Below are 12,900 nucleotides of genomic sequence, written 5' to 3'. Positions count from 1 at the left end.
CGACGGGTGACCAGCACCGCGCGCCCGATCACCCTCATGACCTACAACATCAAGAACCCGGACCCGGCGCACGACTGGCCCGCCCGGCGTCCGGTCGTCCTCGACGTCATCCGCCGCCACGACCCCGACCTGGTCTGCGTGCAGGAGGCCTTCGACCACCAGATGGACGACCTCCGGGCCGGGCTGCCCGACCACGGTGACGTCGGGCAGGGTCGCGAGGGCGGCACCGCGGGCGAACACGCCGCGGTGTTCTACCGACGCGACCGGTTCCGTCCCGCCGGGTCCGGGTCGTTCTGGCTGTCCGACACCCCCGACGAGCCGGTCTCGAACACCTGGGGCAGCAAGTACCCCCGCATCGCGAACCACGTGCAGTTCCTCGACGCGGAGGGCCCGGCCTTCACCCTGCTGACCACGCACATGGACCACGAACCGGGCCCGCACGGGGACGAGGTCCGCGGGCGCAGCGCGGCCCTGATCGTCCAGCGGCTGACCACCGTCGAGGGGCCGGTCGTGTTCGCCGGGGACTGCAACGAGCCGTCCGGGTCGGGGCCCGCGTCGCGGGTGTTCGCCGAGGCCGGGTACACCGACGCGTGGACGGTGGCCGGTGACCCCGACGACCGGACGGCGTCCTACAACGAGTGGCAGCCGCCGGTTCCGAGCGGGGAGCGCATCGACTGGGTGCTCACCCGCGGGGTCGCCGGGGTCGACCGCGTGGTGATCGACCACGACGGGCCCGAGACCTGGTTCGCGAGCGACCACTTCCCGGTGGTGGCGACGATCCGCGTCTGAACCCGACCGGCACGCGTCCGGTCAGCAGCCCCGTTCCGCGCGGACCGGCATCGGGGACCCGATGACCGTCACGGTGGTGTCCTGCGTCAGCACGGACACGCCGTTCTCGCCGGTGCCCTCCCGCTCGGACGGCCACCCCGGGGCGAGCAGCAGCTGCCAGGCCTCGGCGTCCTCGGACCCGAGCGACTCGCGCTCGTCCGCCGCCGCGTCCTCGATGCGGGACCGGACGTCGTCGCCGACCTGCACGCCGTCCGGTCCGGAGAGCTCGACCGGCGTGCCGAGTCGGGAGCGGACGTGGTCACGCAGGACGCGGATCTCGACCCGGTTCCCGGCGGCCGCGGGCTCGCGCAGGGCGGCGACACGGAGGGCACCGCCCCAGGTCGACGTGGTGCTCGCCGGGACGCACCGCCCGGCGTCGCCGACCGCGGTCTGCGTCCGCGCCGGCGTGCCGAGCAGGCGGTTCAGGACGCCGACGGTGTGCTTCGCGTCCCGCATGGACACGACGGACACGGTGCGGTCGTCCGCCCGCAGGACGATGGACTCGGCGTCGAGTTCGATCGCGTCGACGGTGCGGAGGGCCGCGGCGGACACGGGGCGCCAGCTCGGGACCGGGGTGGAGGTCGCGCTCGCCTCGGCCGCAGCCGCCCGGTCGTCGTCGTGCCCGGGCAGACGGTCGACGGAGGCACCACCTGCCACGAGGGCGAGCACCACGGCGCCGATCGCCGTCACGGTCCTGGGAGTCACCCGCTCGACGGTAGCCGCCCGCGCCGTCCTGGACGACGGGTGTTACCGAACCGGGGCCGCACCGTCACCGGACCGTGACATTCCGAGCGTGGCGATCGCGTCCGGTCCGGGCACCTGCGACGACCGTCGCGTACCGTCGACGACATGGCTGAGTACGTGGTGGACAGCACGGGTGACAACGCGGCGCACGGCGTCGACCTCGTCGACGGCGACACCCCGCCCGTCCGGATGATCGTGCACGGGGACCTGCCGGACACGCTCGACCACGACGGCCGCACCTGGGCGCGCACGGGTGACGCCGAGGACCAGGGTGACGACGCCCCGCCGATCTCGGTGTACCGGCCCGTCTGAGCCGCACGGCCCCGTCGGCCCCGGTCGGCGCGTGAGCCGGACCGCGCGGCGGGGGACAGCCTCCTGAGCGGAGGCGGGTGCGGAGGTGCGTACCGTCTGGCCCATGACGGACCAGCGGATCGACCAGTACACCATGCAGGACCCGACGAAGCTCTACGCCGACAAGAAGCCGGACGAGCAGTACCTCGAGGGTGCCGGCACCGACGCCGAGATGGCGGAGAACGTCCCCGCCGACCACGGCGAGGACACCTACCGCGGCTCGGGCCGACTCGAGGGCCGCAAGGCGCTCGTCACCGGCGGCGACTCGGGCATCGGTGCGGCCGTCGCCATCGCGTACGCGCGCGAGGGCGCCGACGTCGCCATCGGCTACCTCCCCGAGGAGCAGGAGGACGCCGAGCGTATCGTCGCCCTGATCGAGGCCGCCGGTCGCAAGGCCGTCGCGCTCCCGGGCGACATCACGGACCTCGCGTTCTGCGAGCAGCTCGTCGCCGACGCGGTCGAGCAGCTCGGCGGCCTCGACATCCTCGTGAACAACGCCGGCAAGCAGCAGAACGTCGACGACATCACGAAGATCTCCGACGAGGAGTTCGACGAGACCTTCAAGACGAACGCGTACGCCACCTTCCGCATCACGAAGGCCGCCGTCCCGCACCTCAAGCCGGGCTCGACGATCATCAACACGACGTCGATCCAGGCCTACGCGCCGTCGCCGCACCTCGTGCACTACGCGGCCACCAAGGCCACCGTCAACAACCTCGCCAAGGGCCTCGCCGCGCAGCTCGCGCCGAAGGGCATCCGCGTGAACGCCGTCGCGCCGGGCCCGATCTGGACCCCGCTGCAGCCGGCCGGCGGCCAGCCGGCCGACGCGCTGCCGTCCGCGGGCGAGCAGACGTACCTCGGGCGCTGGGGCCAGCCCGCCGAGCTCGCACCGGCGTTCGTGTTCCTCGCCAGCGGCGAGTCCTCCTACGTGGTGGGTGAGACGCTGCACGTCGACGGCGGCATGCCGACGCCGTAGTCGCAACGCGGCGCCCGACGCCGTGCCGGACGGGAGGCCCGTGGTCACGTGACCACGGGCCTCCCGTGGTCCGGTGGTCCGTCCCGCCGTCGCCCGGTCAGCGCGTCCCGCAGGTCCGTGCCATCGTCTCGAGGAGTTCCCGGGCCGCGAGGGCCGCCGCCAGCTCGACCTCGACGGGGTTGATGCCGACGGCCTCTTCGAACTCGCGGCGCCGGGCCTGCAGTGCGACGGGCACCTCGGGGCGCTGGGGCAGGACGGCGATCGCGGCGGCCGCGGCCTCGAAGGCGCCGTCGGGGCGGCCGAGGTGCTCCCACATCGTGCGGACGTCGTGCGCCACCTGCTCGGCGGTGCTGCCGAACTCGAAGCCCGCGGAGGCCATCGTCGCGAGCCCGTGGGCGGTGGAGTCGTTCGGGGACATGGCGGCATCGTCACACATCCCGGCGGGACACGCCCGTGCCGGAGGAGCTCGGTGCGCGTCCGCGCGGTGTCCCCCATGTTGCCGACCCCCGTACCGGGGATGCTCGTCGCCCGTGATCTACGGGAAGATCGACGTGCGGACAGGACGTCCGCACCCCCGGACGCCTCGGCCACGACCTGACCGTGCTCGTCCCGGACACGGAGGGCACGATGCTCGAGGACACCAGCGCCGACACGATGGCCGCGGCCGCCGCCGCGGCGACCCTGCACCTGCGGATCAGGATCGTGGGCGCGACGGTCGACCTGCTCCGTGACGTCCCCTTCCACGAGGCGCGCGCCGAGCACGTCGCCGAGCGGCTCGACATCAGCACCTCCGAGCTGCAGCAGCACTTCCCGTCGTGGGACGGACTCGTCCTGGCAGCCCTGGACCGCTGGAACGGCGGGCGGATGGACGAGGTGACGCGTGAGGTCGGGGACGGCAGCACCGTCGACCTCCTGCGCGCGATCGTCGCCTCGAACGCCGAGGACCCGGCGCTCATGCGGCTGCTCGTCGCCCTGCTGAGCGTCGCGGGCAACCCGGAGCACCCGATGTCGACGTACCTCCGCTCCCGGTACCAGCTGTTCTTCGCGCAGGTGAAGCGCGGCCTGGAGCACGACATCGCGGTCGGTCGTGCGCCGCACACGATGGACCCCCGCCGTGGCGCGGAGCAGCTCATCGCCCTGTACGAGGGGCTGCAGCTGCAGGCGCTCCTGCGCAGCGAGCTCGACCTCGTCGCCGCCTTCGACCGCGCGGTGGCCCGGCTCGAGCGCGGCTGGATGGAGCGGTACGAGGCGCACGCGCAGCGTCGGCTGTCGACCTGGTCCGACGTGTCCTGGTCGGACGACGACAACTGGTCGGCCTGACGACGGTCGGGTGACCCGGGTGCGGGCTGGCCGTTCGCCGCATCCGCTGGGCCGGTGCCGAGGCGCCTCCGGGTAAGCCGGGAGGCCCAACGGAAGGAACCGATCGTGGCAGCACCGAACCCCATCCAGATCCAGAAGTACCTGAGCGGCATCGACTACCCCGCCTCGAAGGACGACATCGTGTCGACGGCCGAGGGCGAGAACGCTCCCGACGACGTCCTCGAGGCGCTCCGCGCGATCCCGGAGGGCGACTACGACGCCCCGACCGCCGTCTCCAGCGCGGTCACGGACGCGAACTAGGCGGTCACGCCCGCGCCGAGCCTCGCGCTGGCGGACAGGTCCCGCGGCCAGGAGCCCGGATCATGTCCGCCGGAGCGAGGCTCGGCTGCGTGACGCGGTCTCCGGCGGCGTCGTCCGGGTGCAACGCGTCACCAGCGCGGGACGGACCCGTTCCCGGGGTCGTAGCCGGAGTCCCGGATGACCGGCATGGCGGTGGTGTCGCTGTGGACCGAGTGCACCTCGACCCGGCGGCCCCGGCGGAGCGCACGACGGGCCCCCGGCGTCGCGAAGAGCCCGCCGAGGACGAGCCCGGCCCCGATCGCCAGGGCCACGGTCACTGCCGACCCGAAGTCGAGCACCGAACTCGACGACCCGCTCATCACGTTGAGCAGGGCGTTCGACACCGCGACACCCGGCAGCAGTGCGCCACAGAAGGCCGGTACCGCGATCGCCGCGACGGCCGTCCGCATCCGCACCGCGGCGAAGGTCGCGAGCACCCCGAGCAGGACCGACGCGACGAAGGTCGCCCCGAGCAGCGGCAGGCCGAACGCCCGGAGCTGCCAGAGGGCCGCCCCCGCAGCCACCGAGAGCACCACCGCGACCGGGATCACCCGGGCGCTCGCCTGCTGCACGAAGCAGTTCGCCCCCGCCGAGACCACCGTCAGGGACAGGGACGCCCAGAGCGGCAGGGCCTGCGTGACGATGCCGGACGGGTCGACCTCGAGCCGCAGCCAGTGCGTCATCGCGATGCCCGCCGGCACCCCGACGACGATCGCCGCGATGAGCATCCCGATCGTGAAGGCCCGGGCCACCGCCATCGCCCGGAACCCGGAGATCGCGTCCTGTGCCCAAGTGACGAGCTGCACGTGCGGCAGCAGGAGCACCACGAGGGCGGCCACCATCGTCGCCGCTCCGGTCGGGGTGAGCACGTCCGCCCAGATCGCGAGCGTGCCGATCACCGAGGCCACGGCACCCTGAGCGCCGGAGACGAAGAACTGCGGGTAGCCCCGCCCGGTCAGCCACCGTCCGGACACGATGATGCCGAGCATGAGGACGAACGCCCCGACGCCCGCACGCCAGCCACCTCCGGCCTGCATCGCGATCGAGGTGCCGAGGACCGAGAGCCCCACGTCCGCGAGCCACGTCGGCCACCGTGGCGGCATGCGGAGCACCGCGACGAGGGCGCTCACGGCACTGGTCATGTCCCGGTCGTCGTGGACGACGTCGTCCACGATCTGGTTCGCCCACGCCAGGCGTGCCAGGTCCGCGCCGTCCGAGCGGGTGCTGCGCACCTTGACGAGCGGCGGCCCGTCGACGGGGGAGTACTGGATCGTCACCGCACTGCCCGAGAAGTCGAGGTCGAGCGGCGCGAGGTTCCACTTCGTCGCGACCGCGATGACGGCCGCCTCGACGCTCCGGGTGTCGGCACCGGAGGCGAGCATGACCTCGGCCAGGTCGAGACAGAAGTCGACGATCTGGCGGGCCGAGTACTGCTCCCGCAGCGAGCGGGTGTCCGGCGCGACGTCCTCGTAGACGGTGCCGCGGAGCCGCGCACGGATGTCCCGCATGTCGTGCTGGGCGACGCTCCGCGCCCTGGGGCGTGGACGGGGTGGACGGCCCGGCCACGGGCCGGGGAGGAGCGGTTCGGCCATCAGGCCATTGTGCATCCCGCCGGTGGGGAGACGGACGGGAGGCCCACCCACCGTTCGGTGGGCGGGCCTCCCGTCATGCGCGTGCTCGGCGATTACTGCTCGAACGTGGCGTGCAGCTCGATGTCGACGCCGGTGAGGGCCTTGCTGACCGGGCAGGTCGCCTTCGCCTCGTCGGCCGCCTTCAGGAAGGCCGCCTCGTCGATGCCGGAGACCTCGCCGGAGACGGTGAGGACGATGCCGGTGAGCTTGAAGCCGCCGGCCGCGTCCGGGCCGAGCGAGACGTCGGCCGTGACGTCGAGGGACTCGACGGTGCCGCCGGCCTCGCCGAGGATCGCCGAGAACTGCATCGCGTAGCAGGACGAGTGCGCTGCGGCGATGAGCTCCTCGGGGCTGGTGGTCCCGCCGGCCTCGTCAGCGGCGCGCTTCGGGAAGGACACGTCGTAGGTGCCGACCTTCGAGCTGGAGAGTTCGACCTGGCCGGAGCCGTCGTTCAGGCCGCCGTTCCAGGCGGTACGTGCGGTGCGCGTGGGCATGGCCGCTCCTTTCGTCGGGGATGCGGGCCGGATGCGACCCTCGACCAGAGTCAACCGGAGAACGGTCGTTCTCGCAACCGATGCACAGGCGGGACGCAGGATGCCACCGCTGCTCGTCCCACGGCCCCCGCACTCGCTCCGCCGAGATGGACGACAGGTGTAGCTTTGCGGCATGCGTGCAGTCGTGTTCGAGCAGTACCGGACGTTCCCCTCCCTCACCGAGGTCGAGAAGCCCACGCCCGGGCCGGGGGAGGTGCTCCTCAAGGTCGCCGGTGCCGGTGCGTGCCACTCCGACGTCGCCGTCTACCGCGAGTTCCAGGAGGGGCAGCCCGGCGCACAGCGGCCCGGGTTCGTCCTCGGACACGAGAACTCCGGCTGGGTCGAGTCCGTCGGGGACGGTGTCACCGGCTTCGCGGAGGGCGACGCGTACCTGGTCTACGGGCCGGTCGGCTGCGGGCACTGCCGGTACTGCTCGAAGGGGCAGGACACGTACTGCGAGAACGCCGCCACGAACCCGTACATGGCCATCGGCCTGGGGCGGGACGGCGGCATGGCCGAGTACGTGACCGTGCCCGCCCGCAACCTCGTGCCGCTCGGCGACGCCGACCCCGTCGCCGCCGCACCCCTGAGCGACGCGGCCCTCACGCCGTACCACGCGGTCAAGAACTCCCTGCCGAACCTGGCCGGCGGCGGGAAGTACGCGCTCGTCGTGGGCCTGGGCGGCCTCGGGCAGATCGCCGTCCAGATCCTCACCGCCCTCACCGGCGCGACCGTCATCGCGACGGACATGAAGGAGGACGCCATGGCCCGCGCTGCCGAGCGCGGCGCGATCACCGTCCCCGGCGGTCCCGACCAGGTCGCGCGGATCCGTGAGATCACCGGCGGCAAGGGCGTCGACACGGCGTTCGACTTCGTCGGCGCGACCCCGACCATCAAGACCGCGCAGGCGTCGATGGCCGTCGGCGGGCGCTGCACCGTGGTCGGCATCGCCGGCGGCACCACCGAGTGGGACTTCTTCTCGACGCCGTACGAGTCGACGATCACGAACACCTACTGGGGCACCATCGAGGACCTGCACGACGTCGTCGCGATGTACCGCGCGGGGCAGATCGAGCCGGACGTCGAGCGGTACGCCCTCGCCGACGCGCTCGAGGCGTACCGCAAGCTCGAGGCCGGCGAGCTGTCCGGCCGCGCGGTGGTCGTCCCGACGCTCTGACCGCTCGGGAAGGGCACCCGCCTCGGCTTGTAGAGCTGCCCCGGCGTCCCGCTGGGGGAGGACGTGCACTCCGGGGAGATGCTCTACGCATCGTGGGAGGACGTCACGATCGGCATCGCCGGCCCCCGCGTGGGTAAGACGACCTCGCTGGTCGTCCCGGCGATCCTCGCCGCCCCCGGCGCCCTGTTGGCGACGTCGAACAAGCCCGACACCGTCGAGACGACCCGGAAGCTGCGCGATGAGGTCGGCACGACGTGGGTGTTCGACCCGCAGCAGGTCGTCGACGAGGAGCCCACCTGGTGGTGGAACCCGCTCTCCTACGTCACCGACGACACCACGGCCGCGAAACTGGCCGGGCACTTCGCCTCCGGTTCCCACGAGCCCGGCGACAAGGGCGATGCGTACTTCGACCCCGTCGGCAAGAACCTCCTCGCCGGCATGCTGCTCGCAGCCGCCCTCGACGGACGCGCGATCACCGACGTGTTCACGTGGCTGACCGACCCCGACAACCGCGAGATGGTGGCCGTCCTCCGGAACGGTGGCTACCCGCTCGTCGCGGACGCCGTCGAGTCCGAGACGCGCGCCTCTGAGCGGCAGCGCGCCGCCGTCTACGGGACGGCCGGAAGATGGCGGGCTGGCTGCAGAACAGCTGCATCGGCCGGTGGGTGACGCCCGTCGGCGGGAACATGCGCGGCGACCGTCGCCCGTAGTTCAACCCCGACGAGTTCGTGCGCGGCACCGACACCCTCTACTCGCTCTCCAAGGAGGGTGAGGGCACGGCCGCGCCGCTGGTGACCGCGCTGACGGTCGCCGTTGTCGAGGCAGGCGAGCGCCTGGCGAAGACGCAGCCCGGCGGCCGCATGGCCACGCCGCTGCTGTGCATCCTCGACGAAGCCGCGAACGTCTGCCGGTGGAAGGACCTCCCGGACCTGTACTCGCACTACGGGTCGCGCGGGATCCCGATCATGTCGATCTTCCAGTCCTGGTCCCAGGGCGTCGAGTGTTCTCCCTCGCCGGCATGCGGAAGCTGTTCAGCGCCGCCAACGAGGTCGTGTACCTCGGCGGTGTCAAGGAGATTGAGTTCCTGCGCGAGTTGTCCGAGCTGATCGGCGACTACGACCACGAGACCATCTCGTACTCGATGAACAAGGGTGTCCGGTCGACGAGCGTGCAGAACAACCGCCGCCGCATCCTTGACCCGTCCGAGTTGGCGGAGCTGCCCCGTGGCCGCGCGATCTTGATCGCGTCGGGTTTGCGGTCCTCGATGGTGAAGACGGCGCCCTGGTACGAAGGTTCCGACGCTGAGAAGGTTCGTGCGTCGATCGCCGCCTACGAGGACGCCGCCCGCGCCGAGCGCACGGAGTCGCTAGCGTCCTCTCTGCCGGCAGAGGGCAACCCGTGGCTGAACGCCTCGACGGTGCAGCCGCTCGAGGCGGAGGACGGCCGATGAGCGCCGTCGCGGAGTGGGACGGCCACATCGACGAGGACGACGACGTGCTCGAGGAGCCCGAGACGTTCTACGGCTCGGCCGACGAGTTCGTGCGGGAGTTCCTGACCGTCACCTACCGCCGCGAGGTCAGCCCGAAGGGCGACTTCCGGTGGGACCCTCGCTGGTGGATGCACCCGGAGGCCGTGGCGCGTCTCGATGCGCTCTGGCGCAGCTGGGAGCACTTCCGGAACGACGGAGCGACCGGGATGAGCGTGTGGTGGCGTGACCACGCCGATCACCACATGGGCGTCCTCCTGAGCTCCGTGGGGCCGTTCGCGAAGACGTCCGGGACCACGGAGCCGGGTGACCCGCTGCCGTACACAGCACCGCCGCCCGGGCTATTCGTCGATGTCCGCACAATCGAGGGCTAAGCGCCAGCGTTCAGGAGGTGGAGCTGTCGGACGTCCACGTGCGGGTCAGGCCCCGCGCTCGCATCACTTCGGCAGCGTCGTACGCATCATCGACGAAGCGGCGTGTGAGGTTCGTGTAGTGCTCCAGGTCGCGGGCGTTCCACCCCGTCAGCACTTGAGCGATCATGTCGTCGCCGAGGTCAAACACGTGCTGCGCCGCCTCAACGCCAGCCGGGGTCAGCCCAACGAGTGAGGCTCGCGCATCCGCTGGGTCTGGCGTGCGCTTCAACCAGCCGTTCCCCTCCAGTCGGCGCAACATCTTGCTGACATTCGATGCCCCGGTCTTCAACCGCTCCGCGATCTGTGACGGCCGAAGGGGGCCAGAGAACCCGAGCAGGCGGAGCAGCTGATGCGACGACTGGTCAAGCGGCTCACCTGATCGCGTCAACACCTCCGACTGGAACTGCGGGGACTCCCACAGGTAGATCAGCCGACTGAGGTCCGTCAGGAGGGCAGAGCGGTACCTCGTCTCGCGCTCCGGGTCGCGGGCGTTCCGAGCAGCTGGCATGCCCTGACACTACTGCGGTGCGCACCCTTCCGCTGGGAGTTAACTGTCCTCCGCGACAGCACATACTGTCGCGTGCGACACTATTTACGTACCGCCCGTCAGAGCTCGCTCAACACAACTGGAGAAGAACTATGACCGAGATCCCCGCAGGCCCCGTGAAGGACTTCATCGGCGCGACGAACCGACACGACGCTGACGCGCTGCTCGCCGTCTTCGCAGCGGACGCGTCCGTCACCGACGACGGCACCACCTACACGGGGTCCGCAGAGATCGAGCAGTGGATCCGGGAGCACCAGATCGCACCAAGAATCACTCTCGGGCCGACCGCGTACGAGAACGGCGACGGTAGCGCCGTTCAGCTCACCGCATCTGCGGACGGCGACTTCCCGGGAGGCCCGCTGCCGTTCGCGTTCCGCTTCACGCTCGACGCCCAGAGCGTTCAGGCGCTCGAGATCCGTATCGCGGAGTAGCCCGGTCGTGCGGGGAGCTCCGACTCCCCGCACACTCGCACTCGCCTTGAAGGAGGCCTGGAGGCCTGATGGGCGCAATGGACGAGTTGATCAATCCCACCGTGGTCGATAATCTCGCGTCGATCATGCGGGACCACGGTCGCGTGGACACCACAGCGCTCCTTGCTACCGCCGAGACGCTGTCCGGACGGAGATTGCGTGCCCGCGTTGACACGGTGCGTGCAGGGATCCTGGCGACGCTGCCGTCCTCGTACCGCGGTACCGTCGCCCTCACCGACGCGATGTTCGAGGACTCCCGTCTGGACGGGTGGATGATTTGGCCGCTCTCGGAAGCCCTAGTGCACCGCGCACTCGATGGCTCCACCACGGTCGCGTTCGACGACGTGCATCGTGTCCTGGCCAAGCTCACAACGCGCTTGAGCGGTGAGTTTGCCATTCGGGACCTCCTCATCGCCGACCACCGGCGTTCCCTCGCGATCATCGGCGAGTGGACGGGATCGCCTGACGATCATGTGCGAAGGCTGGCAAGTGAGGGGACGCGCCCACGTCTGCCGTGGGCCAAGCAGGTGCCGGCGCTGATTGCCGCTCCGGGCGTGACACGGTCGATCCTGGACAAGCTCGTGGCAGATCCCAGCGAGTACGTACGTCGGAGCGTCGGCAACCACCTCAACGACATCAGTCGCGATCACCCCGACACCGCTACCGCGATCGCAGCAGACTGGACCGCGGAGCACTGTGCCACTCCGACGGTCCGCCGCGGGCTTCGCACGCTCATTAAGCGGGGCGACCTCGACGCCTTGACGCTGCTGGGATTCTCGACCACGAAGCTCGGGCTCGAGCCGCCGGCACTCCACGCTGACCACGTTCACATCGGCGAGACGTTGCCCTACACAGTCACTGTGCAGAACCTTGGCGACAGCGACGCGAACGTCGTCATCGACGTGGTCCTCACCTCTCCGACCGCGACCGGCGGAAGCACGGAGAAAGTCTTCAAGCTCGCCAGACGGTTGATCCCGGGGAACGGCACCGTCACGGTCTCGGGAAAGCGGAGCTTTACCCCGCTCAGCACTCGCACCATCCGGGCAGGGCGGCACTCGCTCACCACTCAAGCCAACGGGCAACGATCCGCACCGACCTTCTTCGACGTGAACGCATGACTATTCGCGGCACCGGACGCGAACCAGAAAGGACACCATGACCAACCCCCTCGCCCTCAGCGGGAAGCGCGCGCTCGTCTCCGGCGGCACGAAGGGCACCGGACGCGCCGTCGCCGAAGCACTCGTCTCGGCTGGTGCACACGTCACCGTTCTCGGCCGCAGCGCCGCCGATCCCTCACACCCAGCGCAGACATGCCTGCAGGTCGACGTCACGGACGCTCAGGCTCTGAGCACCGTCGCGGACCGCACCGGCGACGTGGACATCCTCGTCCACGTCGCAGGCGGATCTAGCGGTCCGGCGGGAGGATTCCAGGCCCTGGACGACGAGCACTGGGACGACGAGCTCAGACTCAACCTGCTCAGCGCAGTCCGACTCGACCGGGTCATCATCCCCGGCATGATCAGCCGCGGCAACGGGGCAGTGATCCATGTGTCCTCCATCCAGGCCCAGATGCCCCTGTACGACGGGACCCTCGCCTACGCCGCCGCGAAAGCGGCCCTTAGCACCTACAGCAAAGCCCTCGCCAATGAGTGCGCACCTTACGGAGTCCGCGTTAACACCGTCTCGCCGGGATTCATCCGGACGCCATCAGCTGAAGCGCTCATCAACCGGATCGCGACAGCTAACGGCACGGACCTCGACGCGGCCCGCCAGTCACTGATGGGCTCGCTTGGCGGCATCCCCCTCGGCCGCCCCGCAGAACCCGAAGAGGTTGCCGCCACTGTTGCGTTCCTCGTCTCGAGCGCAGCTTCGGGCATCGTTGGCGTCGACCTCAACGTCGACGGAGGAACCGTCCCGACACGATGATCACGCTGGCGCGTATCGATAGCCGATCGCCGATCGCCTATCGAGACGGCGGCGGCAGTCGAGTGATTCAATGCTGACGTCGGCAGCGGCAGCGTTGAACCTCGCTCGTCCGCGGGCGTTGCGCTCAGCGTCAATGAACAGTGGGTTACCGAGCGCTGC

Annotated in this window: 16 protein-coding genes and 1 pseudogene; 12 read left to right on the top strand and 5 right to left on the bottom strand. The window is 70.7% G+C overall.

The window, feature by feature from the left end; all coding sequences use genetic code 11:
* The first annotated feature begins 6 nt into the window (after nt 1–6).
* Nucleotides 7–789, top strand: coding sequence for an endonuclease/exonuclease/phosphatase family protein (locus tag DEI91_RS00340; RefSeq protein WP_111050428.1), 783 nt, complete (start codon nt 7–9; stop codon nt 787–789).
* Nucleotides 790–810: 21 nt separating this feature from the next.
* Here DEI91_RS00340 and DEI91_RS00335 read toward each other — a convergent pair whose 3' ends face one another.
* The gene (locus DEI91_RS00335) at nt 811–1,533 is read right to left on the bottom strand and encodes a hypothetical protein (RefSeq protein ID WP_146244141.1); all 723 of its coding nucleotides are present in this window, start codon (nt 1,531–1,533) and stop codon (nt 811–813) included.
* A gap of 144 nt (nt 1,534–1,677) precedes the next feature.
* Between DEI91_RS00335 and DEI91_RS00330 the strand changes: the two genes are divergently transcribed.
* Both DEI91_RS00330 and DEI91_RS00325 read left to right on the top strand, forming a co-directional pair.
* A complete protein-coding gene (locus DEI91_RS00330) occupies nt 1,678–1,884 on the top strand; it encodes a hypothetical protein (protein ID WP_111050426.1) in 207 nt (68 codons plus the stop codon).
* A gap of 103 nt (nt 1,885–1,987) precedes the next feature.
* Nucleotides 1,988–2,899, top strand: coding sequence for an SDR family oxidoreductase (locus DEI91_RS00325; protein ID WP_111050425.1), 912 nt, complete (start codon nt 1,988–1,990; stop codon nt 2,897–2,899).
* 97 nt (nt 2,900–2,996) lie between these two features.
* Here the strand turns inward: DEI91_RS00325 and DEI91_RS00320 are convergent, their stop codons facing one another.
* A complete protein-coding gene (locus DEI91_RS00320) occupies nt 2,997–3,317 on the bottom strand; it encodes a hypothetical protein (RefSeq protein WP_111050424.1) in 321 nt (106 codons plus the stop codon).
* A gap of 182 nt (nt 3,318–3,499) precedes the next feature.
* Between DEI91_RS00320 and DEI91_RS00315 the strand changes: the two genes are divergently transcribed.
* Nucleotides 3,500–4,219 (top strand): TetR/AcrR family transcriptional regulator, encoded by a 720-nt coding sequence (locus tag DEI91_RS00315; protein WP_111050423.1) that lies wholly within the window; start codon nt 3,500–3,502, stop codon nt 4,217–4,219.
* Between the two features lie 105 nt (nt 4,220–4,324).
* Nucleotides 4,325–4,519, top strand: coding sequence for a DUF2795 domain-containing protein (locus tag DEI91_RS00310; protein ID WP_111050422.1), 195 nt, complete (start codon nt 4,325–4,327; stop codon nt 4,517–4,519).
* Nucleotides 4,520–4,647: 128 nt separating this feature from the next.
* On the opposite strand, the gene DEI91_RS00305 is transcribed toward DEI91_RS00310, so the two are convergent.
* Complete coding sequence (locus tag DEI91_RS00305; protein WP_111050421.1) at nt 4,648–6,150, bottom strand: threonine/serine exporter ThrE family protein; 1,503 nt, start codon at nt 6,148–6,150, stop codon at nt 4,648–4,650.
* 92 nt (nt 6,151–6,242) lie between these two features.
* Entirely contained in the window at nt 6,243–6,683 is a 441-nt protein-coding gene (locus tag DEI91_RS00300; RefSeq protein ID WP_111050420.1) for an OsmC family peroxiredoxin, read from the bottom strand.
* Between the two features lie 172 nt (nt 6,684–6,855).
* On the opposite strand from DEI91_RS00300, the gene DEI91_RS00295 reads away from it, so the two are divergent.
* The 4 genes and pseudogenes from DEI91_RS00295 to DEI91_RS00285 all read left to right on the top strand — a co-directional run bounded on the left by DEI91_RS00295 (nt 6,856) and on the right by DEI91_RS00285 (nt 9,759).
* Entirely contained in the window at nt 6,856–7,899 is a 1,044-nt protein-coding gene (locus DEI91_RS00295) for an NAD(P)-dependent alcohol dehydrogenase (protein ID WP_111050419.1), read from the top strand.
* Nucleotides 7,900–7,962: 63 nt separating this feature from the next.
* Entirely contained in the window at nt 7,963–8,568 is a 606-nt protein-coding gene (locus DEI91_RS16520; RefSeq protein WP_258374232.1) for a type IV secretory system conjugative DNA transfer family protein, read from the top strand.
* Nucleotides 8,569–8,759: 191 nt separating this feature from the next.
* A pseudogene (locus DEI91_RS16510) lies at nt 8,760–9,349 on the top strand (TraG/TraD/VirD4 family protein).
* Nucleotides 9,346–9,759 carry a DUF4913 domain-containing protein gene (locus DEI91_RS00285; RefSeq protein WP_111050418.1) on the top strand — a complete coding sequence of 138 codons (414 nt, stop codon included), beginning with the start codon at nt 9,346–9,348 and terminating at the stop codon, nt 9,757–9,759. The pseudogene DEI91_RS16510 and the gene DEI91_RS00285 overlap by 4 nt, the downstream one beginning before the upstream one ends.
* 10 nt (nt 9,760–9,769) lie before the next feature.
* On the opposite strand, the gene DEI91_RS00280 is transcribed toward DEI91_RS00285, so the two are convergent.
* A complete protein-coding gene (locus DEI91_RS00280; protein WP_111050417.1) occupies nt 9,770–10,306 on the bottom strand; it encodes a MarR family winged helix-turn-helix transcriptional regulator in 537 nt (178 codons plus the stop codon).
* A gap of 131 nt (nt 10,307–10,437) precedes the next feature.
* On the opposite strand from DEI91_RS00280, the gene DEI91_RS00275 reads away from it, so the two are divergent.
* The 3 genes from DEI91_RS00275 (at nt 10,438) to DEI91_RS00265 (ending at nt 12,741) form a co-directional block, all read left to right on the top strand.
* Nucleotides 10,438–10,776, top strand: a complete 339-nt coding sequence (locus tag DEI91_RS00275; protein ID WP_111050416.1) for a nuclear transport factor 2 family protein — start codon at nt 10,438–10,440, stop codon at nt 10,774–10,776.
* Nucleotides 10,777–10,853: 77 nt separating this feature from the next.
* Entirely contained in the window at nt 10,854–11,933 is a 1,080-nt protein-coding gene (locus DEI91_RS00270; RefSeq protein ID WP_181439402.1) for a DNA alkylation repair protein, read from the top strand.
* Nucleotides 11,934–11,970: 37 nt separating this feature from the next.
* Nucleotides 11,971–12,741, top strand: a complete 771-nt coding sequence (locus tag DEI91_RS00265) for an SDR family oxidoreductase (RefSeq protein ID WP_111050414.1) — start codon at nt 11,971–11,973, stop codon at nt 12,739–12,741.
* Nucleotides 12,742–12,900: the final 159 nt, after the last annotated feature.

This window comes from Curtobacterium sp. MCBD17_032 (assembly GCF_003234855.1).
In the GTDB taxonomy this organism is placed as follows: Bacteria; Actinomycetota; Actinomycetes; order Actinomycetales; family Microbacteriaceae; genus Curtobacterium.
Note: the sequence above shows the minus strand (reverse complement) of the source record. Positions and strands in the feature narration are given on the sequence as shown.

Excerpts from the sequence above, each read along its gene's own strand:
- DEI91_RS00330 (WP_111050426.1), top strand. The coding sequence starts at position 1,678 with ATGGCTGAGTACGTGGTGGACAGCACGGGTGACAACGCGGCGCACGGC.
- DEI91_RS00325 (WP_111050425.1), top strand. The coding sequence starts at position 1,988 with ATGACGGACCAGCGGATCGACCAGTACACCATGCAGGACCCGACGAAG.
- DEI91_RS00320 (WP_111050424.1), bottom strand. The coding sequence starts at position 3,317 with ATGTCCCCGAACGACTCCACCGCCCACGGGCTCGCGACGATGGCCTCC.
- DEI91_RS00305 (WP_111050421.1), bottom strand. The coding sequence starts at position 6,150 with ATGGCCGAACCGCTCCTCCCCGGCCCGTGGCCGGGCCGTCCACCCCGT.
- DEI91_RS00300 (WP_111050420.1), bottom strand. The coding sequence starts at position 6,683 with ATGCCCACGCGCACCGCACGTACCGCCTGGAACGGCGGCCTGAACGAC.
- DEI91_RS00295 (WP_111050419.1), top strand. The coding sequence starts at position 6,856 with ATGCGTGCAGTCGTGTTCGAGCAGTACCGGACGTTCCCCTCCCTCACC.
- DEI91_RS00285 (WP_111050418.1), top strand. The coding sequence starts at position 9,346 with ATGAGCGCCGTCGCGGAGTGGGACGGCCACATCGACGAGGACGACGAC.
- DEI91_RS00280 (WP_111050417.1), bottom strand. The coding sequence starts at position 10,306 with ATGCCAGCTGCTCGGAACGCCCGCGACCCGGAGCGCGAGACGAGGTAC.
- DEI91_RS00275 (WP_111050416.1), top strand. The coding sequence starts at position 10,438 with ATGACCGAGATCCCCGCAGGCCCCGTGAAGGACTTCATCGGCGCGACG.
- DEI91_RS00270 (WP_181439402.1), top strand. The coding sequence starts at position 10,854 with ATGGACGAGTTGATCAATCCCACCGTGGTCGATAATCTCGCGTCGATC.
- DEI91_RS00265 (WP_111050414.1), top strand. The coding sequence starts at position 11,971 with ATGACCAACCCCCTCGCCCTCAGCGGGAAGCGCGCGCTCGTCTCCGGC.